This window comes from Rothia sp. HMSC067H10 (genome assembly GCF_001810635.1).
Taxonomy (GTDB): domain Bacteria; phylum Actinomycetota; class Actinomycetes; order Actinomycetales; family Micrococcaceae; genus Rothia; species Rothia dentocariosa.
In genome coordinates, this window is the sequence record NZ_KV802288.1 from 169,988 (window position 1) to 192,884 (window position 22,897).

Consider the following 22,897-nt stretch of genomic DNA (forward strand, 5'->3'; position numbering starts at 1 on the left):
TTTCTATCTTATCGGGGTTGAGAGTCGGGCAAACCTTTTGTCGCGGTGCGAGGGGGATTGAAGACTGCACTATGGTGTGTTTTGGTGCGTATTTTCGCAGTTAATATGGTTTTAGGTGGGGTTTGGGAAATATTTTGTGGCGAAAAGCATGTTTTCATGCACTAAACACACAATCAAATATCTCGCCCTATCAAACGTCGCTTTCATGCAGGATCATGCAAAATTCTTGTACTGTCAGCGAAAGTCCCCAGGGTGTGTATCGGCCCTCTGTAGATTTTTCGTGTGAGAACCTACGATTGAAATATGTTGTTTGCATTTTCTGTAGCTCCTACGGGCGGGGGTTCCGCCGACGGTTCTGTTCACGATGCGGTTGCCGAGGCCGTATCTATCGTTCGTTCTTCCGGTCTGCCGCATCAAACCGGACCCATGTTCACCACGATTGAAGGCGACTGGGACGAGTGCATGGATGTTATTAAACGCGCTACCGAGGCGGTGACGAAACGTGCCCCGCGCGTCTCACTGGTGGTCAAGGCCGATATTCGCCCCGGTCACGATCATGGCGAAATTGAGGGTAAGGTGCAGCGTCTCAATGCGGCTATAGATCAGATGGAATCTGGTAAATAAGCTCGGAATACTGGCTTGACAAGGCTATATGTTGTATGCGGCATATAGAATTAACGGCTATCGTGGCGATGCTCTATGCGTGCGTAACGGGCGGTGCTTACAGTCCTTGTGAAGGTACTCCTAGCCGTTGAAATACGTGTGCCGCAGGAACACTCAACTGTATTCCAGATGCGGCATATACGGCTGACCCGGTAGCTTGGGCAGCGACAGGCAGGTTCATAGTTTAGGACTCGAATTCCTGCCTGCTGCCCGAACCTAGCGTAGGCTTATGTGCATGGCGAAAAAGAAAAACCGCAACGCTGCCTCGCGTCGTGCCGAGCATCCGCACAAAACAGGTGCGGTTGCCGGTGTGTACCCCATTTCGACCGGTGAGGCTGAGCTTGTGCCCGATGGTTACCACTCTGATGGTTGGCTTCTGCTCATCAACGGTGTGCAGTCTTCGCATGTAATAGTGGGGCAGCCGCGCATGCTCGATTTTGAGTACATGCGCTGGATTGTTGCGGTTCTCGACTCGCATATTCAGACTCATCTTAATCCCGAAAAACTGCGTATCACCCATCTGGGCGGCGGGGCGTGTTCTCTAGCGCGCTATTGCGCGGACGTATACCCAAATTCACGCAATACCGTTGTGGAGCTTGATGCCAAGCTGGCCGAACATGTGCGTGACTGGTTTGATATTCCTAAGTCGCCGCGCGTAAAAATTCGGGTGGGTGATGCAGGCACCGTCACTCGCTCGTTTGCACCGGCATCGCGCGATGTAGTTATTCGCGATGTGTTCGCGGTAGATAAAACTCCGGTGGAACTTACGGGTGTGGATTTCGTGCGGACGGTTGATAACTCTCTGGGGCCCGGTGGGCTGTATATTCTCAACTGCGGCGATGACCGCACGCTTAATGCCGCCCGCGCCGAAGCCGCCGCCTTGCTTGAGGTATTTGAATACGTGAGTATTGTGGCCGATTCCGCAATGCTCAAAGGAAGGCGGCGCGGAAATATTATTCTGGCGGGTTCACATGTTCCGCTTCCGCAGCTTGGAAGCGCCGAGGCGGCGTCTATTTCTCGTGTCCTCATGGGTGGGGGAGTACCTGCCCAGTATTGGGATACTGAGAAGGTTCGAGCCTTCGCCCGGAAGGGTGCATAAACCGTGTTTACTTAGCCCCTAGCACCTGCTATATGCCTGATCGGGAATATGGCATATATTGGTGATAAATTTTTTTATTTATACTAGTCAAATACCTTATATTCCTATATCAGAATATATTTTATGTACCCAAAAGCACTTACCCAAGCTGCGGAAAATAAGGATGCAGTTTCTCGCGAAGCACCCGCGACGAAGGATAAAAATCTTCCCACCGAACCTGAACCATATGCCAACCTTCGGGGGTGGGTGCATCCGCGTGAGGAATCGCGACATCGGAAGCCACCATTGCAAGACCCACCCGCTGTTCGAGCCACACGAAACTCGCCTGCCGGGTGCGTAACATGCGGTACACACCCGCATAGTCCGAGGCTCGGTTCGAAGTATGCGCATCCGAAGCCCTCAACAGATATGCCTCAAAATCCAGCCGATGCACGGGCGCAGGAAGACCCATCTCAACCAGCTGCAGACGCGCAACGCTTTCCAGAAGTGAGCTGCTGCGCGCATCCGCATGCGTGGCAATATGGGTGGCCGCCGAATTTTGGCTCGCCTGCAAACGCGGCAAAATCTCTTCGGGGGCAAGCATTCGGCGATGCAGCGCGGCATCGACAAGGGCGCATCCTTCAAGAACGGGAAGTGTGCGGGCACAATCCAGGAGGGTCTGCGAGAGCTCAGTAACCCGAAAATTCGGGCGTAAGACCGTCACCTGTACTGAGGCTTCATTGCTTGTATGCTCCAGAACGCCGTCCGACTCCGCCCCTCGCGCCGAATATCCGGCAAGCACATGCAAATTCTGCGGCACATGCAGAAGCGGCAGACCGTACAAAAACGCCGCCGAAGACAGGCAAAACACGCATGTAGAATCACGCAGCGCCAGCGCGGTGTGGCGCGCCAAAACCTGAAGAGAAGGCGTAAAAGAATCCCAGACCGATGCGGCAATATACACCCCTTGAAGCACGCTGATCAGCTCTTTTGTGCGTAGTTTACGCCGCATCGTGGTGCGGGTATACCCGGAATTAAGCAGCCTTTCCTGGGTATAAAGCTGATCAAGAAGCGTGAAGTTGGGTGACATATCCTCAAGTATGGCACGACATGAACACCACTCAGCGCACGAAGACGATATGCGTCATAGAGCTCAACCTTGTGTTAAATAACGTCTCATCCTGCGAGCTTGTGGCGGTGCCGAACCCACCTCGCGCTAAGATTGAACCCATGCGATACACCTACCTTGGACCCTCAGGCACCTTCACCGAATCCGCCCTGCTTTCCGTGCCCGGCGCGGTCGGTGCCGAACGCATTCCCGCCACCAGCGTGCCCAACGCGCTCGAACGTCTTCGCAGTGGCGACGTGGATGCCGCCATGGTGCCCATTGAGAACTCGGTCGAAGGCGGGGTGAGCGCTACTCTTGATGCGATCGCGGCTTCCGAGGGAATGCGCATTATCCGCGAAGTTCTGGTACCTATCAGGTTCGTGCTGGTCGCGGCGCGTTCACTCGCTTTGGAAGATATTAAAACCGTTTCAACCCACTCGCACGCCTGGGCCCAGGTGCGGCAATGGGCGGATGCGGCCATCCCCACCGCCGAGTACCTGCCCGGTTCCTCTACTGCGGCAGCAGCCGTGGGTCTGCTTGACCCTTCCTGCGCGTATGATGCCGCGATTTGTTCGCCCGCGCTTTTGGCAACCCACCCCGACCTGCATGTGCTTGCCGAGGACATTGGCGATAACAAAAACGCCGTCACCCGGTTTGTGCTTATCAGCAGCACCGCGGATATGCCAGAGCCTACCGGCGCCGATAAGACGACGCTCACGATCCCTCTGCCCGAAAATCGAGAGGGCACTCCCGAAAACCGTTCGGGTGCGCTCCTGGAACTGCTCGAACAGTTTGCTTCGCGCGGCGTTAACCTTTCCCGCATCGAATCGCGCCCCACCGGCAGGCAGATGGGATCCTATATGTTCAGCGTGGACGCAGACGGGCATATTTATGAGGCTCGAATGCGCGATGCCCTGCGCGGTCTGCACCGCATAGCGCCCGGCATTAAATACCTGGGATCATATCCGCGTGCCGACCGGCAGCCCACCGTTGCGCCGCGCATCCACTCCGAGAACTCGTTCGATGCTGCCCACGCATGGGTGGAATCGCTCTTCCCGGGTGGGCGACCGGCGCATCTGAAACGCTAAACCGCCCCCCGCGACCGTATAAAAAGAGCCTTTATGCGAATAAAGCGTTGGGAATCCCGCTTTATTCGCATAAAGGCTCTTTTTACGGCTGGGGGCGACTGGGTACTATTGATATGTGATTGATATTAACCTCCTCCGCGAAAACCCCGAGATTTTCCGCGCCTCCCAGCGGGCACGCGGCAAAGACGAAGCCCACGTAGACCGTATTCTTGAGGCGGATGCCGCACGCCGCGCCTCGATCGGCACCTACGAGAACCTGCGCGCCGAACAGAACGCCTTCGGTAAACAGGTGGCGAAGGCACCCAAGGAAGAGAAACCCGCCCTCGTAGCGCAGGCGAAAGAGCTCGCCGCCCACGTAGCAAATGCGAAAGCGGCATCTGAGGCGAAAACCGCCGAATATGAAGAGCTGCTAAGCTCCATCGAAAACCTGATTATCGACGGTGTACCCACCGGCGGCGAAGACGACTTTGTGGTGCTCAAAGAAGTCGGCACCCCCCGCGATTTCGCCGCAGAAGGTTTTGAACCGCGCGACCACCTGGAAATAGGCGAACTCGTCGGCGGCATCGACATGGCGCGCGGCGCCAAGGTCTCCGGTTCGCGCTTCTACTTCCTCAAAGGGCAGGTTGCCCGTCTGGAGCAGGCGCTCATGTGGATGGCGCTCGATCTGGCAACAGCCAACGGCTTCACCATGATGACAACCCCCACCCTCGTGCGCCCCGAAATTATGAACGGAACCGGGTTCAACGTCAAGCACGACGACGAAATATACCGCCTCGAACGTGACGACCTGTACCTGGTCGGTACCTCGGAGGTGGCGCTTGCGGGCTACCATATGGACGAAATACTCGACCTTAGCGACGGGCCCAAGAAGTACTTGGGCTGGTCATCCTGCTACCGCCGTGAAGCCGGTGCCGCCGGTAAAGACACCCGCGGTATCATTCGCGTGCACCAGTTCAACAAGGCCGAAATGTTCGTCTACTGCCAGGTGGAGCAGGCGGAAGAAATACACGAGCAGATGCGCGCCCTTGAAGAAGAAATGCTGCAAAAATGCGGCCTTGCGTATCGCGTGATTGATACCGCCGCAGGGGACCTGGGCACCTCTGCCGCACGCAAGTTCGACTGTGAGGCGTGGGTTCCCACTCAGGGCACCTACCGCGAGCTGACCTCGACCTCGAACTGCACCACCTACCAGGCACGCCGCCTGAACATACGCGAACGTACCGCAGACACCGTGGACGATGCGGGCAATGTGCGTAAGGGGCGCACTCGTGCGGTCGCAACCCTCAACGGCACCTTGGCGACTACCCGTTGGGTTGTGGCGATTCTGGAGACACACCAGCAGCCCGACGGTTCGGTGCGTATCCCTGAAGCACTGCGCCCGTATATGGGTGGCGCTGAGGTTATTCCGGTCGTGTCGTAGGTTTGAGTAGCAGGTTGCGGATAACAACCTTGAGAGCATCAAGAGCATGCAAAACAGCCTGAGCTGGTCCATCGGTAAGGATGAGACTTACCAGGATTGCTTGGGCTGTTTCCATGAGTTCGAAGAACGTCATGGCTCTACTCACCTCCCCTCTGCCCCAAGAGTCGACCGCAGGGATTTACTGAAATGGATGTGCTGCGGCGTACCCCGGGAAGAGGGCAGTATTAACTTTACCCAACAAATATAAGCAGAAGCTCGAAAATACGGTCTGCACATTCACTTAACAGGGTTCATATAGAATGATATTGGGTGTATTGTTGGTATGTGTTTAAGTACGCATCTGAGACTTCTACACATTATTTCTATTTCTGTTCATTCACCTCTTCAGCAGTAAAAGTAATAATTCTTTTATGGGTGTAACTACCTTTGTGTGTATTCATATGTGATGACACAGATGTATTCAGCCTTTAATTACTCTTGAAAGGAACTGTTGATGGTGCATTCTTCGCCTCCGGTGGTGATGCGTGATGTTGTTCAGAAATTTGGTAGTACTACTGTTTTGCATGGTCTTGATCTGACGGTTAATCCTGGTGAGATTGTTGCTCTTTTAGGGCCGAATGGTGCGGGGAAAAGTACTGCGGTTGATATTATTTTGGGTTTGACTAAACCGTATGCTGGGTCGGTTGAGGTTTTTGGGACGACTCCGCAGCGTGCTGTTAAGGCGGGGCGTGTTGCTGCTGTGCAGCAGGATGGTGGTTTGCTTCCTGATTTGACGGTTAAAGAGACTGTGCAGTATATGGCGTCTTTGTATGGCAAGCTTAAGAATGTTTCTGCTGTTCTGGCTCAGGCCGGGCTTGAGGGTAATGCTAAGACGCTTGTGCAGAAATGTTCTGGTGGGCAGAAGCAGCGTCTTCGTTTTGCTATTGCGTTGTTGACTGATCCGGATTTTTTGATTCTTGATGAGCCCACGGCTGGTATGGATGTGCAGGGTCGCCGTGATTTTTGGGCGTCGGTGACTCAGTCGGGGGATCATCAGCGTGCTGTTTTGTTTGCGACTCATTATTTGGCTGAGGTTGATGAGTTTGCTGATCGTGTGGTGGTCATTAATCAGGGGCATGTGGTAGCGGATGGGACTCCTGCTGAGATCAGGTCGTATGCGCGGGGTTCTACTTTGCGTGCGACGGTCAATGATGCGTGGACGTCTGAGCAGGTTGAGGAGCGTCTTGCGGAGCTTCGTGCTCTTGATGGTGTGAGTGCAGTATCGTTGCACGGTATTCGCTTGGAAATCTCTGCTGCTGATGCGGATGTTGTTGCTTCGCATCTGCTTGCTGATGGGTTCGCTAAGAACCTGGAGATCACATCGTCTTCCTTAGATGATGCGTTTGTGTTACTGACCGAGACCGATTCTGAAGGAGAGCGCAAGAATGCCAAATAACACTAGTGCCCAGGCGGCGAGTCTTCCTCAAGTGCGTCCTGTGTGGATTAATAGCACTGTTGTTCTGCTGGAGCTGCGCAGGAAGTTCCGTAACTTGCGGGTCTTTTTCCTGTCCATTTTACTTCCTGTTATGTTCTTCTTTATGATCGCCTACCCGCAGCGCGACAGCCTGGAAGGGTCGGTGAATACTGGGACCTACTATATGATCGGGATCAGCGCCTATGCTGCTATTGTCTCTAGCTCGTCTGCCGGTGCTGCTATTCCGATTGAGCGTGTCCAGGGGTGGTCTCGTGCCCTTGCGCTGACGCCGTTCCGGCCTTTAGGGTACGTTATTACGAAGGTGATCTCGTCTATGTTGCTGGGTGCTATCGCTGTTGTGGTGATGATGGTTCTGGGGTTTGTGACGGGTATGCCTTTGGATGCGTGGCAGGCGGTGCAGTCGTCGCTCATTATTATTGCTGGCAGTTCTGCTTTTGCTGCGTTTGGTATTTTTGTGGGCTATTTTATGTCCGCTGATAGTGCGCAAACGCTTATTAATCTTATTATCTCTGTGTTCTCTATGCTTGGTGGGTTGTTTGTTCCGCTGTCCTTTTTTCCTCAGGCGCTTCAGGATATTGCGCATTGGCTGCCGTCGTACGGGTTAGGTGTTTTGGCTCGTTTGCCTGTGGGGGTGGAATGGGATCCTTGGGCTTTGGTGAACCTGGTGGCGTGGCTGGTGATTTTTGTGGCGGGTGCAGCCTGGTGCTTGAGTAAGGATACACACAGGGTCTAGTTCCTGCCCTCTCAATCGTGCGGGGGAACCCACCAACGACGGAAGTACGGTGGCAAAGCCGGTGTGCTAGCATATCAGTAACTGCATTATGGTAAACACAGTTGAGGATCCTCACGAAAGTGAGGGAACCTAGACGCAGTCACGACTAGGTTTCCTCCGTGGGGTGATGTTACTTCAGGTTACGAACGATAACCTTAAGCGCATCAACGGTGTATGAAACAGCCTGAGCTGATCCATCGGTAAGGATGAGACTTACCAGGATTGCTTGGGCTGTTTCCATGAGTTCGAAGAACGTCATGACCTTCCCACCCCTCTCCGCCCCAAGAATCAACGCGCAGGGATTTCACTTTGATATGCGTGGCGCGTGCGTACGCCGGGAAGAGGGCAGTATTACCTTTGCCCGACAAGTATTTGGGTGATTCTCTAAAACCTGCGCTTTTCGTCAGTGTTGGCGAACCCAATATCGCTGCATCCGGTACTCTAAAGATATGTCCCTTTTTCGGAACCTTGTTGGTGCATCCGCCGCGGCAGCGACTCTCACGGCGGTTGCTCGTCGTGTTCGCAAGCATGCGCAGCGCATCGTTACGCCCCTCGGAATCTGGAGTACCCTGCCCGTCGCTCAAGAGCGGCACGTCGGTATTGTGTATAACCCCAGCAAGTCGAGCACCCATGCAGTAGTTAATATTCTGGAACGTACCGTGGTCGCCAACGGCTGGAAACCTGCCCTCGCGAGTACCACCCTCATCGACGAACCCGGCACCCAGGCTGCTCTTGACCTGATCGACCGGGGCGTCGATACCCTGCTTGCGGTCGGTGGGGACGGAACCGTGCGCGCGGTCGCCGCCGCCATTCAAGAAGCCAGGAGCCGGGGCAAAGATGTCACGCTCGGTATTATTCCGCTAGGGACAGGCAACCTGCTGGCACGCAACCTGCGCTTGCCCATCACCGATGTAGCCGCCTGCATTAACATTGCGCTCAACGGAACACACCAGATGGTCGATGCTATCGACATGAGCGCCGAATCAGCGGAAGGCGACGTTACCAACCACATGTTCTACGTGATGAGCGGCGCAGGATTCGATGCGCTCGTCATGAACGACGCCAACGAGGACCTTAAAGCGCGTATCGGCTGGTTAGCCTATGTGCACAGCGGGCTGAACCATATCTTCGGGCACTCCCACAAGGTCAGAATACAGCTCGACGACGATGAACCTTTCGAAGCACGTGCGCGTTCGGTGCTCATCGCCAATTGCGGTCGGCTGCAGGGAGGACTGCAGCTGACCGATATTACCGAGGTTAATGACGGCAACCTCGAAGTGATCATCGTATCGCCGCGCACCATCCTGGAATGGGGTCTTCTGACCGCAAAAGTGGTTCGCCGCGCTCTGCCCGGTTCATCGCGCATCTCGCTGCCGGTGATGCGCCATTATGTGGGGCATCGGGTCTCGCTGGACATGCTTTCGGGTGCCCAGCCTATTGAAGTCGACGGCGATTTAGCACCCTCGGCGATCAGGCTGCAGGCGCGCATCGTGCCGAGTGCCCTCAGCGTGAATGTGCACCCGGATGCGCTCACAACCTAGAACCTCGACCCGCCCGAGCGCCTGTGTTTATGTGGCTTAACCTTCTTTGATGTGGTGTCTTCACCGGTTATCTCGCTTTAAACACCTTTTTAGTGCGAAAATGAGATGAAAGTTTGTTTCAAGAAAGAAGAGAAGTTCATGCTTATCCTCGTTGTGAACGCGGGTTCCTCATCCCTCAAATACCAGGTGCGCGACACCTCTGCGCCTGAATCCGAGCAAATGATTACCTCAGGGCTCATCGAAAATATCGGCACTGACGTTCCCGACCACGAAGTCGCTCTGCACATGATGGCTGAGAAGCTCGAAGGCGTGCTGCACGGTCGTCAGCTGCAGGCTATCGGCCACCGCGTGGTGCAGGGTGCCGAGAAGTTTACCCACCCCGTGCTGCTCAACGAGCAGGTGATCGACGAGATCGATGCGCTCTCACCGCTTGCGCCTCTGCACAACCCAGCGCATGTGAAGGGTATGCGTGCTGCCTTCCACACGTGGCCAGATTTGCCGCAGGTTGCCGTGTTCGATACCGCATTCCACTCGACCATGCCCGAGCACGCCTGGCGTTACGCTATTCCTTATGACCTGGCTGATAAGTACAGTATTCGCCGCTACGGCTTCCACGGCACCAGCCACGAATACGTCTCTCATGTTGCCGCAGATATGCTCGGTATTGACCGCGACGAATTTAACGGTGTGGTGGCGCACCTGGGCAATGGCGCATCCGTGACTGCCGTGAAGGGCGGAAAGTCCGTGGATACGTCGATGGGCTACACCCCGCTGGCTGGCCTAGTGATGGGTACCCGTTCGGGCGATATTGACCCCTCTGCGCTGACCACGATTCTCACCCGCGACCCCGAGATCGACGCGGAACGCCTGGATACCATTCTCAACAAGGAGTCCGGCCTGCTGGCGCTGGCGGGTTCCAACGATATGCGTAAGGTGGTGGAGTCTGCGCAGTCGGGTGATGAGCGTGCACAGTTGGCGCTGGATATGACCGCATACCGCCTGATGAAGTACATCGGCGGCTACAACCTGGTGGTTGGTGGCGCGCAGGCGCTTATTTTCACCGCGGGTATTGGCGAGAACTCCGGTGACTTCCGCAAGCTGGTGTTGGACCGCCTGGCGCCGTTGGGTATTCGCTACAACGAGGAAGAGAATATGAAGCGTTCCCCCGAACCGCGCCTGATCTCGACCGAGGATTCGAGCATCGCCGTGTTTGTCATCCCCACCAACGAGGAGAAGGCGATCGCCGAGGCTACCGAGGAGCTCGTCGCGTAGCACCGTAGTTTCCGTTTCTTCCCTTCGGGGATGCTAAAGGCTCTTGACTGTGAATAAGCGAGATTTTCCGTGCTTTATTCACGCTCAAGAGCCTTTTAGCATGGGCGGGAGGGTGCCGGGCACAAGGCTGGCACGAAGGCACAGACGCGGCTTTGGGCGACAAAAACTCTAGGGGCAGGGCATCAAGAGTAAGCGTAAGGCGAGGAAATGTTGAACTTTATATCTAAATAATATTTGACGCATTATTTTATTTATTATTTAAATTACTTAAAATCATAAAATTTGCTATAGTTGTTTTAGTTCAGAATGCTTTGTGCGGATGAACTAATAGATACAAAGAATAGTGTGCATTCTCTATTCGTGGTTGTGTGGGGAAATGCTGGCATTCTTTGTATCAAAGCTGGCACAGGTATATCACATCTATCACTCACTTAGATGACATATACAACGAGGTGCAGAAAATTGGGGTCGCAGGACTTTGGGCATGTATGTTCGCGGCCTCCGGTGTGAAAAACCCTCGCGGTATGTTCCTCCCATGAAACCTTGTACGTTTCATGAGTATAATTCCGCGGAATAACAGGGGTTTGAGCTTTCTGTAAGCCTTCAGGTTCTTGAAGGGACTCGTTGCACACGAAGGTATCTTATAGGGATTGGTGCCTTCTAAATCCGTGCTAGAACTGTACACATGTGTATAGGGTGTTTTATGTGTATAGTTTGGATGCCGTCGTGATTTTTTCATGACGGCATCCTTTTTCTTTATGATAAAAATAGTGGACGGGTAAATACTTGCTAGGTGCAGTAATATTTATATTTTCTTTGCCTGCGGTGTGTAAATTATTTATAGCGAAAACATTATCAGGATTTTGTGTAAGGAATACGAGGTGTAAATTCTAGGGGAGAGACATACACGGAGCCTTCGTCGGAAATCCAGGACTTCCGTTCACCTGCCCAATCGGTGTTAAGGGTAGTGATCAAAAGATTCCAGTCGACCCCCCAGACCAAACGAGCTAACGGATTCAAAAAGTGGTGGGTTGCTGGGCATGCTAGTTCACATCCACTACGGGGAGACCTGCCCACTACAGCAAACGTGGTTGAATGGCAAAACGCAATTCAGCCCCTAACTGAAGAGGTTATCTCTGAGATAGGAATGGTCAGCTCCTCCGTTCGGATGTAGACGTTCCTACAAACGGACAATATACAAATGTTTTCCTTACCCCTATATTTAAGAATGAAAGCTTTTTCATAAGGAAGGTAGGCATCATGAAAACCGAAAAATCGAAAGAAATTTTCTGGAGCATCATCTCAATTCTCGTAGGCGGAGTAGCCTGGCTAACCATGCAGAATATTTCATGGGGTGTAGTAGACCCCGCGAAAGTCGGTCTCGTATTCGCAGTAATCGGCCTCATTTCGCTTATCTGGGCTCTCTTCAGTAAAAACTCCGATAGCTCACGAGCGCACGAGACTATACGTAACGCCAATAGGTCAAAGGAGGATTAAGGAGGGTTATTCATTAGGGGTGTAACACCCCAACCGCCTAACCTCTTGTCCACGTATGATGGTGAAATACCAAAACCGACCCCGTACCCGGGGCACACCACGACACGTTTGCGTACCGGTGGCACGGATTGGACAGATTCTTAGACCCGCACGATACTCTGGCCGATAAGGGCTACCAAGGACTAGACCTGATCACCCCGGTGAAGACACTACCCGGCGGAGAACTCACCGACGATGAGAAACACCTGAACCGGCACATCAATCACCACCGGGTCGTCATCGAACGCGTGATCGCACACTTCAAGTGTTGGCGGGTACTCTCTAGTATCTTCCGCTGACCCCTCACCTCGTACCGGAGAGTGTTCTCGGTGGTGCGGGCACTGTTTTTCTGGATACAAAACCACCCAAATGAATAACCCTCACGAAATAGTTGCTTGGATTCCCCTTGAGAAACACCACAGAGGATTCCGGGAGCGGAGATTTGCAGCGGGAGCGTGTTCCCCGCTCCCGCTGCAAATCTCCGCTCCCGGATTTAGTATGCGTGTATTCACCGCATCAAAGGGCATACGCGGTAGAGTTGAACTAGTACGTACTTAGAGAGATTTGGAGACCGCATGAGTCAGCATACGCCCGGTGCTGAACCTCCACTGCCGAATGACGTGAGCCAGGGGTGGCTGCCCGAGGATAAGCGGCAGACCCCGCAGAGCCCGCTTCCCCAACCGAAATTTTGGGGATACCAATCGTTAATACCCCATAAGATGCTCAACGCCCTGCGCCACCCCGGCGAGATTCCCTGGCTGGTGGCGGCCTATGCGGTAACCCTTGCTGTGTACTTGGGGCTGCTCATCTTCTTTATTGAGACGATCGTAAGCCGTGACCGGTATAACGAACTGGAATGGACGTCATCGTCTCGATACTCGACGATGAGCTACGCGGAGCGCGTCTTTAACGACTATGCGGAACAAGCGATTACGCTACTGATTCTGGCACCCCTGGTTATCCTGATCGCCCGTGCCCTCTTCTACGCACAGCAGCGCGTGCGCGGCATTCGTATTTCGCCGACGCAGTTTCCTGAGGCTTACGCCATGGTTGCCGAGGCCGCCTATGCGGCGGGTTTGCGCCGTGTTCCCGATGCCTATGTGGTGAGCGGTAATGGTGTGCTGAACGCCTTTGCCTCCGGGCATGGTTTCCGCCGGTTTATTGCCATCAACTCTGACCTTTTCGAGGTTGGCGGTCAGAGCCGTGACCCTCAGGCGCTTCGCTTTATTATTGGGCATGAGGTCGGGCATATCGCTGCCGGTCACGTGGGGTACTTCCGCCTTCTCTTCACGCAAACCTTCATGCGGATTCCCGTGGTGGGGCAGGCTCTTTCACGCGCACAGGAATACACCGCCGATAACTTTGGGTACCGGTACTGCCCCGAAGGCGGACCCGGCGCGATCAAGGTGCTCACAGCCGGTAAATACCTGAATCAGCAGGTGAATTTCGACGAATTTGCCGACCGTGCCGTGAACGACCAGGGCTTCGCGATTTGGCTTATCAACCTTATCTCAACCCACCCGGTACTGACCTGGCGCGCCCATGCGCTGCGCAACCGACACGAGCCGGGGCGTCTGTTCTGGCGACCGCGGTTTAACCCGCCGAGTGCGCCTCCTTCCCTGATACCTTCGCAAGAACCGCCAGCCCAGTGGCCTGACCCGATTCAGGCAACCGGGTTCATGGACGAGCAGAAGCCGGCGTGGGAGGACTACAACCTTAACACCGTTAAGACATATCCGGCCCCGCAGGATGCCCCCAAGATTCAGGGAACGCTCTTTGCCGGATGGGAGGATGCGCAGGCTCGCGCGGCCCGTGCCGCCTACGCCGCCCGCTGGGAACAGTATGCCGCCAGCCAGGGTGTGCCGGGATATGCGCCAGGGTACGGTTATCCGATGCAGCCAGCGCCTGGCCAGCCGGGATACGGGCAGCCGATGCCGAACCAGCCGCCGCCGTGGCAGTCCGGTTCGGGGCAATTTGATGCTGACCAGCCCGCACCCGATCAAGCGAATCAGGGACAGCCTCAACCCCCGCAGCCTGAGCAGCCGCATTCCGGGCCTCCCGAGGACGCCACGGAACCTGGCGTGGCACTGAACCAACCGATAAAGCCCGCTGATGACCAGCAGCCCGAGCAAAAACGGCCTGAACAGCAGGGGAATAACACCTCTGACTAGCCCCTGACCTTCAACCGCGAGAAGCAGATTTTTACCGAAAAGGTTGTATTTTCTCACCTTCTCGGCAAAAATCCGCTTCTCGCGTTTTAATTAAGAACGTGCTCTCCAAACTCACGAAAAAACGACCCGACGCGCTGATTGTCATGCTCATCTGCGCGGTTATTCTTGCAATCCTCATCCCAGCCCGCGGTACCTTCGCCGATTGGTTCAGCACCGGCACCAAGTTCGCGGTTGCGCTTCTGTTCTACCTCTACGGTGCGCGCCTTTCCACATCCGAAGCGATCGCAGGGCTTAAACACTGGCGGCTGCACGCCCTCATCCTGACCTGTACTTTCGTGATTTTTCCGCTCTTCGGGATGGCGCTTTTTCCCTTGCGGTTTGTGCTCGGCGACGGGCTGTACCTGGGGATTCTTTTCCTCACGCTCGTACCCTCTACCGTGCAGGCATCCATCGCGTTTACTTCTATAGCGGGCGGCAACGTGGCGGGCGCTATTGTGAGCGCATCGCTGTCAAGCATTGTGGGGGTGGTGGCTACCCCGCTGCTGGCGATGCTCCTGATGCACAGCGACCACATCGAAATTTCGGGAAGCGTCTTTCTCGACATTGCGATTCAGCTGTTTTTGCCGTTCGTGCTGGGGCAGCTCACGCGCCGTTGGGTGGGCGAGTTTGCGAAGAAACCCACCACAAAATGGCTCGATAAGTTCTCGGTCATGATGATTGTGTACTCGGCGTTTTCAGCCTCCGTGGTGCAGGGGATTTGGACTCGCGTTGCCTGGTGGCAGATCGTACTGCTGATCGTGGTGACAATTCTGATGGTGGCCCTGATGCTGTGGCTGACCGACTGGCTGGCGGCGCAGCTGAAGTTCAACAGGGCCGACCGCATCACAATTCAGTTCTGCGGGTCGAAAAAGTCGCTGGCGGCGGGTCTTCCCATGGCGATCATTATTTTCGGGTCGGGTTCGCTCGGGCTGCTGATGCTGCCGCTCATGGTATTCCACCAGGTGCAGCTCATGATGTGCACGTGGCTCTCCGCCCGCTACGCCGCCTTGGATGTGGTCGGTCGGGCGCGTGCGGAACAAATGTGATCCTTAGCCGCGGAGTTCCGGGAGCAGTTTTTTCATTCGGGAGCAGTTAAAGTGCTCCCGAATGAAAAAACTGCTCCCGCTTTGAGGGGTGACACTACTCATCCGACATATGGGCCGGTAATTCGAGAAGCTGTGCGCCCTGATTCGTGAGAGACCAATGCAGAACGCGCCGTATCCTGCGTGAGTGCACAAGACCCATTTCCTCTAGCTCTCGCAGATAACTGCGTGCTGTCTTTTCGCTACTCTCCAAGACCTGCGCGATATTTTTGAGATCCGCGCCAACGGGATCATGGAAAAGGTGCATCTGTCCCACCAGAAAGAGAATTTTGTGGGTTTTGGGGTACGTTTCTTCAAGTTCGGATACCCGGTGCCGGAGCTTATCCAGAGCTTTTTTCTGGGCGGTGAGCTCTGCTAAAACGTCCTGTTGCGCATGCTCCAGCATAGTGAGTAACGTGCGCAGAAAAGGAGTTGCTTCGGCATAATTGAGCGGATTTTCAACATCGCTAAACGCCTTATAGTACTTCTTCTTTTCGGCGTTGAGGATCGCCGAGAGGGTAAGCACCGTTTGTGGGTTAAGAATCTGCGCCAGATGCACACTTAGAAGGTACCGCCCCAACCTGCCGTTACCGTCGTAGAAGGGGTGGGTGTATTCCACCATAAAATGAGCGATGATCGCTGAGAACAGCCCGGGAACCCGAGGGTCTGAGGCATGCTTCAGAGCTACCGAAATGTTATGTTTGATGGCTTCTTCCGGCATCACTCCTCGGTGTATGGGCTTATGGGAACCATCCAGAATGCTGACGGGTTCAGCCCTGAAAAGTTTGCCGTCAGGCTTATCTTGTGTGCTGAGCTGCCCCTCAAGCAGCCGGTCATAGACTTCGCGAACCGCTGTGGGTGTGGTGGGAATGTTATCTGCGGTACCTAATGCTTCGAGCAGGCGCACGAACTCCCGAGCTCGTTTGCCGTCAGCGTTCTCAGATGCCAGGGCATCCGTAATGATTTTTCGGGTGGTACGCACGCCCTCTATTTCGTCGGTGGCGATGATGCCGCGTATCGCAAGGTCTGTCAAGTAACTTTGGGATGCGGCGGAGGGGAGCACACGCAGAAGAGCGTCAATGTCACGTTCGTGTTGTAGGATGCGTTGCTGGGCATCAACGATGTCAGTGGTAGCAACATAGAAGAGCTGATGATCACCCACCATAAAGTCCGCAGTGTAGGTGGAGTAGCCTTCAAGGCGCCGGTCGAGTTCGGCGCGCGCAGCAGCTTGTCCGCGTTCGTGAAAAATGCTCTTAAGAGTGCGATATTTTGCAGGTTGTGATGCGTTAGCCGAGGCCATAGAGTGTCCCTAAATGGAAAAAATAGCGGTTTTTTCCATTTTAGTACACGCAATCGGGGGCTTATTGGAAAAAATAGCCAATTTTTCCAATAAGCTATGGGAGGTGTGTGGCAGGGCGCACACGGTAAGCTGGTGTACATGAAGATTGCTACCTGGAACGTGAACTCCATTCGCGCCCGCGCCGACCGCATCGAGGACTGGCTCGATAAAACCGAAGTCGATGTGCTCGCCCTGCAGGAAACCAAAACTAAGGACGAAACCTTCCCCTTCGAGCTCTTTGAATTCCTGGGGTACGAGGTGGCGCATTACGGGCTGAACCAGTGGAATGGGGTAGCAATCGCATCCCGAGTGGGGCTAGACAGCGTCGAACGAACCTTCCCGAACCAGCCCGCCTTCGGAAAACCCGGTGACCCCGTCGAAGTTGAAGCGCGAGCCATCGGTGCCACCTGCAACGGCGTGCGCATCTGGAGCCTATACGTACCTAATGGGCGCGGGCTCACCGACCCGCACATGGCATACAAAATGGAGTGGATGCGCCAGCTGCGCACCAACGTCAACGGCTGGCTGCACGCCGACCCCGCCGCACAGTTCGCGCTCGTCGGCGACTGGAATGTGGCACCCGAAGATACCGACGTGTGGGATATCGACTTTTTCCGGGAGAACGACCTCACCCATGTTTCCGCCCCAGAACGCGAGGCGTTCTATGCCCTGCTCAATGATGAAGGGCTCGTCGATCCGGTGCGCCCTTACACCCAGGGCGAGTACACCTACTGGGACTACCAGGCCGGGCGGTTCTCGAAGAATGAGGGGATGCGCATCGACTTTCAGCTGTGCTCCCCGGCGCTCGCCGCCCGTGTGGAAAACGCCTGGATCGATAGGGAAGAGCGCGAGGGGGACGGCGCGAGCGACCATACCCCTGTGGTGATTGAGCTGGCTGACTAGGGGCGAGACCTTATTTTCTGCCGTCAGTAAGTATTCCAGCCCGAATTTGTGGCGAACGCCCTGCGGGAAGAACTGGCCGGGTAACCCGTCTCTCCCCCCCCCGGATTCTGCACCGAAACTTTTTGACGGGCGAACCGTATGCTCCTGTGAGGCCGTGACGAAGAGGCCGACATGCATCGACCGCTCCCTGCTATGGTGAAGGCAATGATATTTAGGGAGTGACAATGATAAGTCCTGAAACGTGGGGTGTGCTGGGCGATGTAGCCCGTAATACCTCAGGATTACTCGCGGTGTGTGCCGCATATTTTACGATTAGGGTTGCCTATAGAACCAACCAGGCACGTGCTCGGGAGGCGGTGCGCACCCATTTTCGCGACCGTATTCAATGGGCAGTTGAGCATGTGGATAGCGATAAGGAACTTGAACGCACACTGGCACAGCAAGTTATTTTGAAATACTACAGCGACTCGGAGCTTGAAATTGATGACCTCAAAATAGCCACTGCGGTTGCTGAAGAATTTTTGAGATTAGAGCAAGGAAATGAAGAGCCGTCCAGATTTGAAACCCCTGCGCACCTTGAAAACAGGGTAACTCATCTGGATAATGAGAATACACTGGACGTTCAAGAAGAAGGGGAGGAATAATGACGACCGTTTTTTATCGTGGTGAGCGCCGCGACGTTAAGTCGTTTACTCCCGAGGAGCACCAGGATTACCTGGATAAGAAGCAGCACACGATTAATGAAGCCAAAGAAGCCATTGCAGGTATGAAGGCTCGTATTGCCGAGTTGGAGCGCATTCAGGCGATGAACCCAATACGCCGCTGGTTCTACCAGAAATTCCATATTTAGCGGAACCCTGAACACGTAGACCCGCACGATTGCCCGCTCAAGGGCGCATCGTGCGGGTATTTTTATGTGCGTAGGTTCAGGCAGCAAACTCGCATCTTGGTTCGCTAAATCGTAGCCTGAATCCCCATACTTCAGCTAAGGTTCGCCGGGGCGTGTGATTAAAAACGTATAGCCTCAGTTGAAAAGTTCGGCATGGCGAACTATTGTTAAATTATCCTGTTTCGCACCGGTTTATCGAGGATGATCGACATCTAGGTACGAAGCCTCAATGAGTCGGAGGCGATTCCTACAGGTCAGCAGGGTAATGCATCCGCAGCATAAGAAAGCGAAATCATGACAACCGTATTCACTGCGCACCGTCACGGTGCGAACGCTAACACTGTAAGTACCGCACATCCGCGCCGTTTTCTCATGCTGGGGATAGCTCTGGCCAGTATCCTTGTGCTTCTGCTCAGCGCCTGTACTTCGGCGGGGAAGCAAGACGAAAAGAAGACCGTGCTCACCACCTTCACCGTGCTGGCGGATATCGCTAAAAACGTTGCGGGTGATCACCTGAATGTCGAATCGCTGACCAAGCCCGGAACCGAGATTCACGAGTATGAACCTACTCCCAGCGATATTAAGAAGGCGCATGATGCTGATTTGGTGCTCGACAACGGACTGAACCTGGAAAGCTGGTTTACCAAGTTCGTGCAGGATTCTAACGCCCCGCACGCCACCGTGAGCGAGGGGGTGCAGCCGATCAATATTGCCGAGGACGCTTATGCCGGCAAACCCAACCCGCATTCGTGGATGAGCCCCAAGAACGTGCAGGTTTACGTGGATAATATGGTGCGCGAATTCAGTAAGCTTGACCCCGCCCATGCCGATGATTACCGCACCAATGGGGAAAACTATAAGAAACAGCTGCAGCAGGTTCAGGATGAGCTGGTGCGCGATGTTAGCGTTCTGCCCGAGAATCAGCGGGCGCTCGTAACCTGCGAAGGTGCTTTCTCGTACTTGGCGGCGGATGCCGGTCTCAAGGAAAAATACATTTGGGCGGTGAACTCTGAACAGCAGGCAACCCCCTCGCAGCTAAGCTCGACCATTGATTTTGTGCGCGAGAACCAGGTGCCCGCCGTATTCTGTGAGTCTACCGTCTCGGATGATCCCATGCGTCAGGTCGTGGATGCGACCGGTGCCAAATTCGGCGGCGTGCTTTATGTCGATTCGCTCTCTGAGGCGAATGGTCCGGTCCCTACCTATCTTGATATGATTCGTCACGATGCGCGCACCATTGTTGCGGGGCTGACGGGCAAGCAATCCTAGCCGCTTGGCGGGGGAGTAGGCTGCCGCATACCGCGCCCCGCCGGTGTGTAGTGAGGACGCCCCCCCGTCACGGACGACGAGCGGGGCTCAGAAGAAGTACGAGAACGAAATTTGTCGGGTATAAAACCTATGGAAACACTGCTGAGAGTCGAAAACTTGGGCGTCCATTATGGAACCGTGCGCGCCCTGTACGAGACTACTTTCGAGCTTGGTACCGGGAGTATATGCGGACTGATCGGCATGAACGGTTCGGGAAAATCGACCCTCTTCAAAGCCATTATGGGTGTTATTCCCGCGCATACCGGAACCGTGGAGATCGCGGGCAAAGAACCATACCTTGCTCGTAAAAACGGCATTGTCAGCTATGTGCCGCAGAGCGAAGAAATAGACTGGAGCTTTCCCGTCTCGGTGCGTGAGGTCGTGGCGATGGGGCGGTACCGCGGGCTGGGCATCACCCGTCGGCTGCGTGCCACCGATAAGCAGGCGGTCGAGCACGCCCTAGAGCGCGTAGAGCTGACCGAGCTTGCGCATCGTCAAATCGGGGCACTCTCGGGCGGACAGCGCAAGCGGGCATTCGTGGCGCGGGCGATAGCGCAGGGCGCGCGACTTCTATTACTTGATGAGCCCTTCGCCGGAGTGGATAAAAGGTCAGAATCCATGCTTATTCAGGTGTTGAAGCAGATGCGCAGCGAGGGTGCAACCGTGCTGGTTTCAACCCATGACTTGGCGTCTCTACGAGCCTTTGCCGACGATGCTCTGCTGCTGCGTCAAACGATTTTGATGCACGACACCCCGCAGGCGGTGTTAGCCCCCGAAAATTTGGTGCAGGCGTTTGGTATGCAGGTTCAGGCGGGCGCCGATAGCGGCGCATCCGACGAGCAGACCCGGCGTGAGAAGGGAGAATAGCATGAGCATTCTGGATTACCTGGTGGAACCGTTCACCCTTCCCTTCATGACGCGCGCCATGGTCGTTACCGTGATTGCCGCCGTGGTCTGTGCGCTGCTTTCCTGCTGGCTCGTGATGCTCGGCTGGTCGCTCATGGGCGATGCGATCTCGCACGCGGTACTGCCCGGCGTGGTGCTCGCCTATATTGCGGGCATCCCCTTTGCTGTGGGAGCGGTGATTGCCGCGCTCGTTGCCGTCACCCTGATCGGCGCGGTCCAGCGCAGCGGGCGCGTGCGTGAGGACGCCGCTATCGGCATTGTCTTCACAACTCTTTTTGCGCTCGGGCTCGTACTGGTTTCAGTGACACCCTCAAGCACCGACCTGAACCATATTCTTTTCGGGAACGTGCTGGGCGTATCCTGGCCGGATGTCTGGCAGGTAGCTATTCTCGCCGTCATCGTGGCGGGTGTCCTGCTTATTAAGCGCCGCGATTTTATTCTGTACGCCTTCGACCGCGGGTTCGCGCACGCTATCGGGCTGCGCCCCAGGGTTCTTGGCGCGCTGCTTCTGGTGATGCTGGCGCTCACGAGCGTGGTGGCGCTGCAGATCGTAGGAGTCGTGCTCGTAGTCGCCATGCTTGTGATTCCCGGATCAACTGCGCGTCTGCTCACTGACCGTTTCACGCCAATGCTCGCGGTCTCGGTCGGAGTGTCGGTGCTGGGTACGCTCGTGGGGCTTTATAGTAGCTACCATCTGGATATTTCCCCCGGCGGTGCCGTGGTCGTTACCCAGGGCATTATTTTCTTGACCGCGTATATATTCGCCCCGCGCTACGGGATTCTGGGGCGGATGCGCGCGGCACGCCGCCCAGCAGAGCAGGCAGAAGACTAGGTTTGCGGCAGATTCGCGCGGGATCATGAGTTCACCCGGCGGCTCGGGCGCAGCCGCGCACGATGTGCCTAAGGCATCCGAGCCCCCGAGCCCCAAGGCAAAATTACCGAGGCAAAGCTATGATGAGCGAGAGACGAAAAGCCCAGCTGCCGCGGCGGTTCCTAAGGGTATAGCGCTCGAATTCGGGTTTTGAGCGGCAGGCGCATCGGAATTATTGGCGTGCGCGAGAACCCGCACGTTAACCGCCTCCGAAAAGGGGGCGCCCTCTTCAAGAAGTAAACGCGCGCCGGGAACAAAACCGTGATCCTGCAGATAGCGCAGCAGCTTCGGGTCGGAATCGGTGATCCGCTCCAAAATTACGCGCTCGCCGGGCTCGCACTGGGTAAGCGGAACGGTGTGTGGGAATGAGATACGCCCGGACGCATCCGGGATAGGGTCGCCGTGCGGATCACGCGTAGGGTGGTCCAGAATCGCGTCGATACGCTCAATCATGAAATCAGATACCGCATGTTCGAGCACCTCGGCTTCGTCATGCACACGGTCCCAGGTGTAGCCCAGAGTTTCCACCAGGAAAGTTTCGATCAGGCGGTGGCGGCGGATCATGGCGACCGCATAGGTGCGCCCCAGCTGGGTGAGTTCGATGGCGCCGTAGCGCTGATGATCGATCAGATCGGCCGCCGCAAGTCGTTTAAGCCCGTCTGAGACCGAAGAAACCCGCAGCCCCATGCGTTCGGCTAGGGCGGATGCGGTCGCAGGAGCTTCCGTCCACTCTTCAAGTGACCAGATGGCTTTGAGGTAGTTCTGGGTGCTCACAGATAGTTCTGACAAGGGCATAAGGATAAGTTTACCGAAGTTCGGGTTCGGGTGTGCCTTTTCTTACCGCGAGCAGATAGTATTTCGACGAAAAGATAACGAATTGCTATCTGCTCGCGGGTGGATGGGTACTCGGTTAGGATGGGGTCATGAGCGTTCTTCTGTACGACCCCGACTGTGGTTTCTGCACCGCGAGCGCGAATCTGCTGCGTCGCCTCGAACCGAGGGCGCGTATTTTGCCTGGAACGCCCGAAAATCTTGTGCAGTACCGCGTGGATGCGCGCCGTTTCGCCCACGCCTTGCCGTTCATTAACGATGCTGGGCAGATCATCTACGGTTCGGATGCGATCGCCCTGACCCTGCGCACCTGCCCGGATGCGACGCTGCGCGGCAAGTGCCTGTGTGCCGCCGGGGTTCTCCTGTTGAATCCGCCGATGCGGCCCGTCGCGCACCGAGCGTACCGTTTGGTTGCGGGGCACCGGGCGGAGATTTCTCGCCTTACCTCTCGCTTGGGGTGTACCTCTTCGTGTGCGGTAAAACCGGCCTGAAACGTAAGTTCTTCGCGGAGTATCCCCGTAGTCAGCATTTGAGAAGTACTTTTATATGGCGGGAGGCGATGGCGCATCCAGCCGGTTGAGCAGGTCGAGTACCGCCGGGCGTGCC

23 protein-coding genes and 1 pseudogene are annotated in these 22,897 nt (G+C 55.5%); 19 read left to right on the forward strand and 5 right to left on the reverse strand.

Annotated features, from left to right (window positions below; translation table 11 throughout):
• Positions 1-303: 303 nt before the first annotated feature.
• Entirely contained in the window at positions 304-624 is a 321-nt protein-coding gene (locus HMPREF2756_RS03290) for a thiamine-binding protein (protein WP_013398021.1), read from the forward strand.
• A 274-nt stretch (positions 625-898) separates the two neighbouring features.
• Positions 899-1,762, forward strand: coding sequence for a spermidine synthase (locus HMPREF2756_RS03295; protein WP_070618260.1), 864 nt, complete (start codon positions 899-901; stop codon positions 1,760-1,762).
• A 139-nt stretch (positions 1,763-1,901) separates the two neighbouring features.
• On the opposite strand, the gene HMPREF2756_RS03300 is transcribed toward HMPREF2756_RS03295, so the two are convergent.
• Positions 1,902-2,831: a hypothetical protein gene (locus HMPREF2756_RS03300; RefSeq protein ID WP_070618263.1), complete on the reverse strand. Its 930-nt coding sequence runs from the start codon at positions 2,829-2,831 to the stop codon at positions 1,902-1,904.
• Positions 2,832-2,971: 140 nt separating this feature from the next.
• Here HMPREF2756_RS03300 and pheA point away from each other — a divergent pair, with 140 nt between their 5' ends.
• Positions 2,972-3,937 (forward strand): prephenate dehydratase, encoded by a 966-nt coding sequence (gene pheA / locus HMPREF2756_RS03305; RefSeq protein ID WP_070618320.1) that lies wholly within the window; start codon positions 2,972-2,974, stop codon positions 3,935-3,937.
• A 115-nt stretch (positions 3,938-4,052) separates the two neighbouring features.
• Positions 4,053-5,357, forward strand: a complete 1,305-nt coding sequence (gene serS, locus HMPREF2756_RS03310; protein WP_070618266.1) for a serine--tRNA ligase — start codon at positions 4,053-4,055, stop codon at positions 5,355-5,357.
• On the opposite strand, the gene HMPREF2756_RS10930 is transcribed toward serS, so the two are convergent.
• Positions 5,338-5,490, reverse strand: coding sequence for a cell division protein FtsL (locus tag HMPREF2756_RS10930; protein WP_083301657.1), 153 nt, complete (start codon positions 5,488-5,490; stop codon positions 5,338-5,340). The genes serS and HMPREF2756_RS10930 overlap by 20 nt on opposite strands.
• 360 nt (positions 5,491-5,850) lie before the next feature.
• Here HMPREF2756_RS10930 and HMPREF2756_RS03315 point away from each other — a divergent pair, with 360 nt between their 5' ends.
• The gene (locus tag HMPREF2756_RS03315; protein WP_070618269.1) at positions 5,851-6,792 is read left to right on the forward strand and encodes an ABC transporter ATP-binding protein; all 942 of its coding nucleotides are present in this window, start codon (positions 5,851-5,853) and stop codon (positions 6,790-6,792) included.
• The gene (locus HMPREF2756_RS03320) at positions 6,782-7,564 is read left to right on the forward strand and encodes an ABC transporter permease (RefSeq protein WP_070618272.1); all 783 of its coding nucleotides are present in this window, start codon (positions 6,782-6,784) and stop codon (positions 7,562-7,564) included. The genes HMPREF2756_RS03315 and HMPREF2756_RS03320 overlap by 11 nt, the downstream gene beginning before the upstream one ends.
• A 169-nt stretch (positions 7,565-7,733) precedes the next feature.
• Here the strand turns inward: HMPREF2756_RS03320 and HMPREF2756_RS10935 are convergent, their stop codons facing one another.
• The gene (locus HMPREF2756_RS10935; RefSeq protein ID WP_080972598.1) at positions 7,734-7,862 is read right to left on the reverse strand and encodes a cell division protein FtsL; all 129 of its coding nucleotides are present in this window, start codon (positions 7,860-7,862) and stop codon (positions 7,734-7,736) included.
• A 190-nt stretch (positions 7,863-8,052) separates the two neighbouring features.
• On the opposite strand from HMPREF2756_RS10935, the gene HMPREF2756_RS03325 reads away from it, so the two are divergent.
• The 6 genes and pseudogenes from HMPREF2756_RS03325 to HMPREF2756_RS03345 all read left to right on the forward strand — a co-directional run bounded on the left by HMPREF2756_RS03325 (position 8,053) and on the right by HMPREF2756_RS03345 (position 15,208).
• On the forward strand, positions 8,053-9,144 hold the full coding sequence (locus HMPREF2756_RS03325) for a diacylglycerol/lipid kinase family protein (protein ID WP_070618274.1): 1,092 nt from the start codon (positions 8,053-8,055) through the stop codon (positions 9,142-9,144).
• Between the two features lie 138 nt (positions 9,145-9,282).
• A complete protein-coding gene (locus tag HMPREF2756_RS03330) occupies positions 9,283-10,416 on the forward strand; it encodes an acetate/propionate family kinase (RefSeq protein WP_070618323.1) in 1,134 nt (377 codons plus the stop codon).
• A 1,260-nt stretch (positions 10,417-11,676) separates the two neighbouring features.
• Positions 11,677-11,913 (forward strand): hypothetical protein, encoded by a 237-nt coding sequence (locus HMPREF2756_RS03335; protein ID WP_004005799.1) that lies wholly within the window; start codon positions 11,677-11,679, stop codon positions 11,911-11,913.
• A 92-nt stretch (positions 11,914-12,005) separates the two neighbouring features.
• Positions 12,006-12,251, forward strand: a pseudogene (locus tag HMPREF2756_RS10940) (transposase family protein); the annotation flags it as partial.
• A gap of 276 nt (positions 12,252-12,527) precedes the next feature.
• Positions 12,528-14,123 (forward strand): M48 family metalloprotease, encoded by a 1,596-nt coding sequence (locus HMPREF2756_RS03340; RefSeq protein WP_246825816.1) that lies wholly within the window; start codon positions 12,528-12,530, stop codon positions 14,121-14,123.
• A 98-nt stretch (positions 14,124-14,221) separates the two neighbouring features.
• The gene (locus HMPREF2756_RS03345) at positions 14,222-15,208 is read left to right on the forward strand and encodes a bile acid:sodium symporter family protein (protein WP_070618281.1); all 987 of its coding nucleotides are present in this window, start codon (positions 14,222-14,224) and stop codon (positions 15,206-15,208) included.
• 94 nt (positions 15,209-15,302) lie between these two features.
• Here HMPREF2756_RS03345 and HMPREF2756_RS03350 read toward each other — a convergent pair whose 3' ends face one another.
• The gene (locus HMPREF2756_RS03350; RefSeq protein WP_070618284.1) at positions 15,303-16,544 is read right to left on the reverse strand and encodes a Fic family protein; all 1,242 of its coding nucleotides are present in this window, start codon (positions 16,542-16,544) and stop codon (positions 15,303-15,305) included.
• A gap of 138 nt (positions 16,545-16,682) precedes the next feature.
• Here HMPREF2756_RS03350 and HMPREF2756_RS03355 point away from each other — a divergent pair, with 138 nt between their 5' ends.
• The 6 genes from HMPREF2756_RS03355 (at position 16,683) to HMPREF2756_RS03380 (ending at position 21,421) form a co-directional block, all read left to right on the forward strand.
• Positions 16,683-17,486, forward strand: coding sequence for an exodeoxyribonuclease III (locus HMPREF2756_RS03355; protein WP_070618329.1), 804 nt, complete (start codon positions 16,683-16,685; stop codon positions 17,484-17,486).
• A gap of 224 nt (positions 17,487-17,710) precedes the next feature.
• Positions 17,711-18,130: a hypothetical protein gene (locus HMPREF2756_RS03360; protein ID WP_048780214.1), complete on the forward strand. Its 420-nt coding sequence runs from the start codon at positions 17,711-17,713 to the stop codon at positions 18,128-18,130.
• Positions 18,130-18,336 carry a hypothetical protein gene (locus tag HMPREF2756_RS03365; protein WP_004005790.1) on the forward strand — a complete coding sequence of 69 codons (207 nt, stop codon included), beginning with the start codon at positions 18,130-18,132 and terminating at the stop codon, positions 18,334-18,336. Before HMPREF2756_RS03360 ends, HMPREF2756_RS03365 begins: the two co-directional genes overlap by 1 nt.
• Positions 18,337-18,747: 411 nt before the next feature.
• On the forward strand, positions 18,748-19,644 hold the full coding sequence (locus HMPREF2756_RS03370) for a metal ABC transporter substrate-binding protein (RefSeq protein WP_004005789.1): 897 nt from the start codon (positions 18,748-18,750) through the stop codon (positions 19,642-19,644).
• Between the two features lie 129 nt (positions 19,645-19,773).
• On the forward strand, positions 19,774-20,550 hold the full coding sequence (locus HMPREF2756_RS03375; protein ID WP_070618286.1) for a metal ABC transporter ATP-binding protein: 777 nt from the start codon (positions 19,774-19,776) through the stop codon (positions 20,548-20,550).
• Between the two features lies 1 nt (position 20,551).
• On the forward strand, positions 20,552-21,421 hold the full coding sequence (locus tag HMPREF2756_RS03380; protein WP_070618289.1) for a metal ABC transporter permease: 870 nt from the start codon (positions 20,552-20,554) through the stop codon (positions 21,419-21,421).
• 117 nt (positions 21,422-21,538) lie between these two features.
• Here the strand turns inward: HMPREF2756_RS03380 and HMPREF2756_RS03385 are convergent, their stop codons facing one another.
• Positions 21,539-22,255: a metal-dependent transcriptional regulator gene (locus tag HMPREF2756_RS03385; RefSeq protein WP_070618292.1), complete on the reverse strand. Its 717-nt coding sequence runs from the start codon at positions 22,253-22,255 to the stop codon at positions 21,539-21,541.
• A 128-nt stretch (positions 22,256-22,383) separates the two neighbouring features.
• Here HMPREF2756_RS03385 and HMPREF2756_RS03390 point away from each other — a divergent pair, with 128 nt between their 5' ends.
• The gene (locus HMPREF2756_RS03390) at positions 22,384-22,782 is read left to right on the forward strand and encodes a thiol-disulfide oxidoreductase DCC family protein (protein ID WP_070618295.1); all 399 of its coding nucleotides are present in this window, start codon (positions 22,384-22,386) and stop codon (positions 22,780-22,782) included.
• The last annotated feature ends 115 nt before the right edge of the window (positions 22,783-22,897 follow it).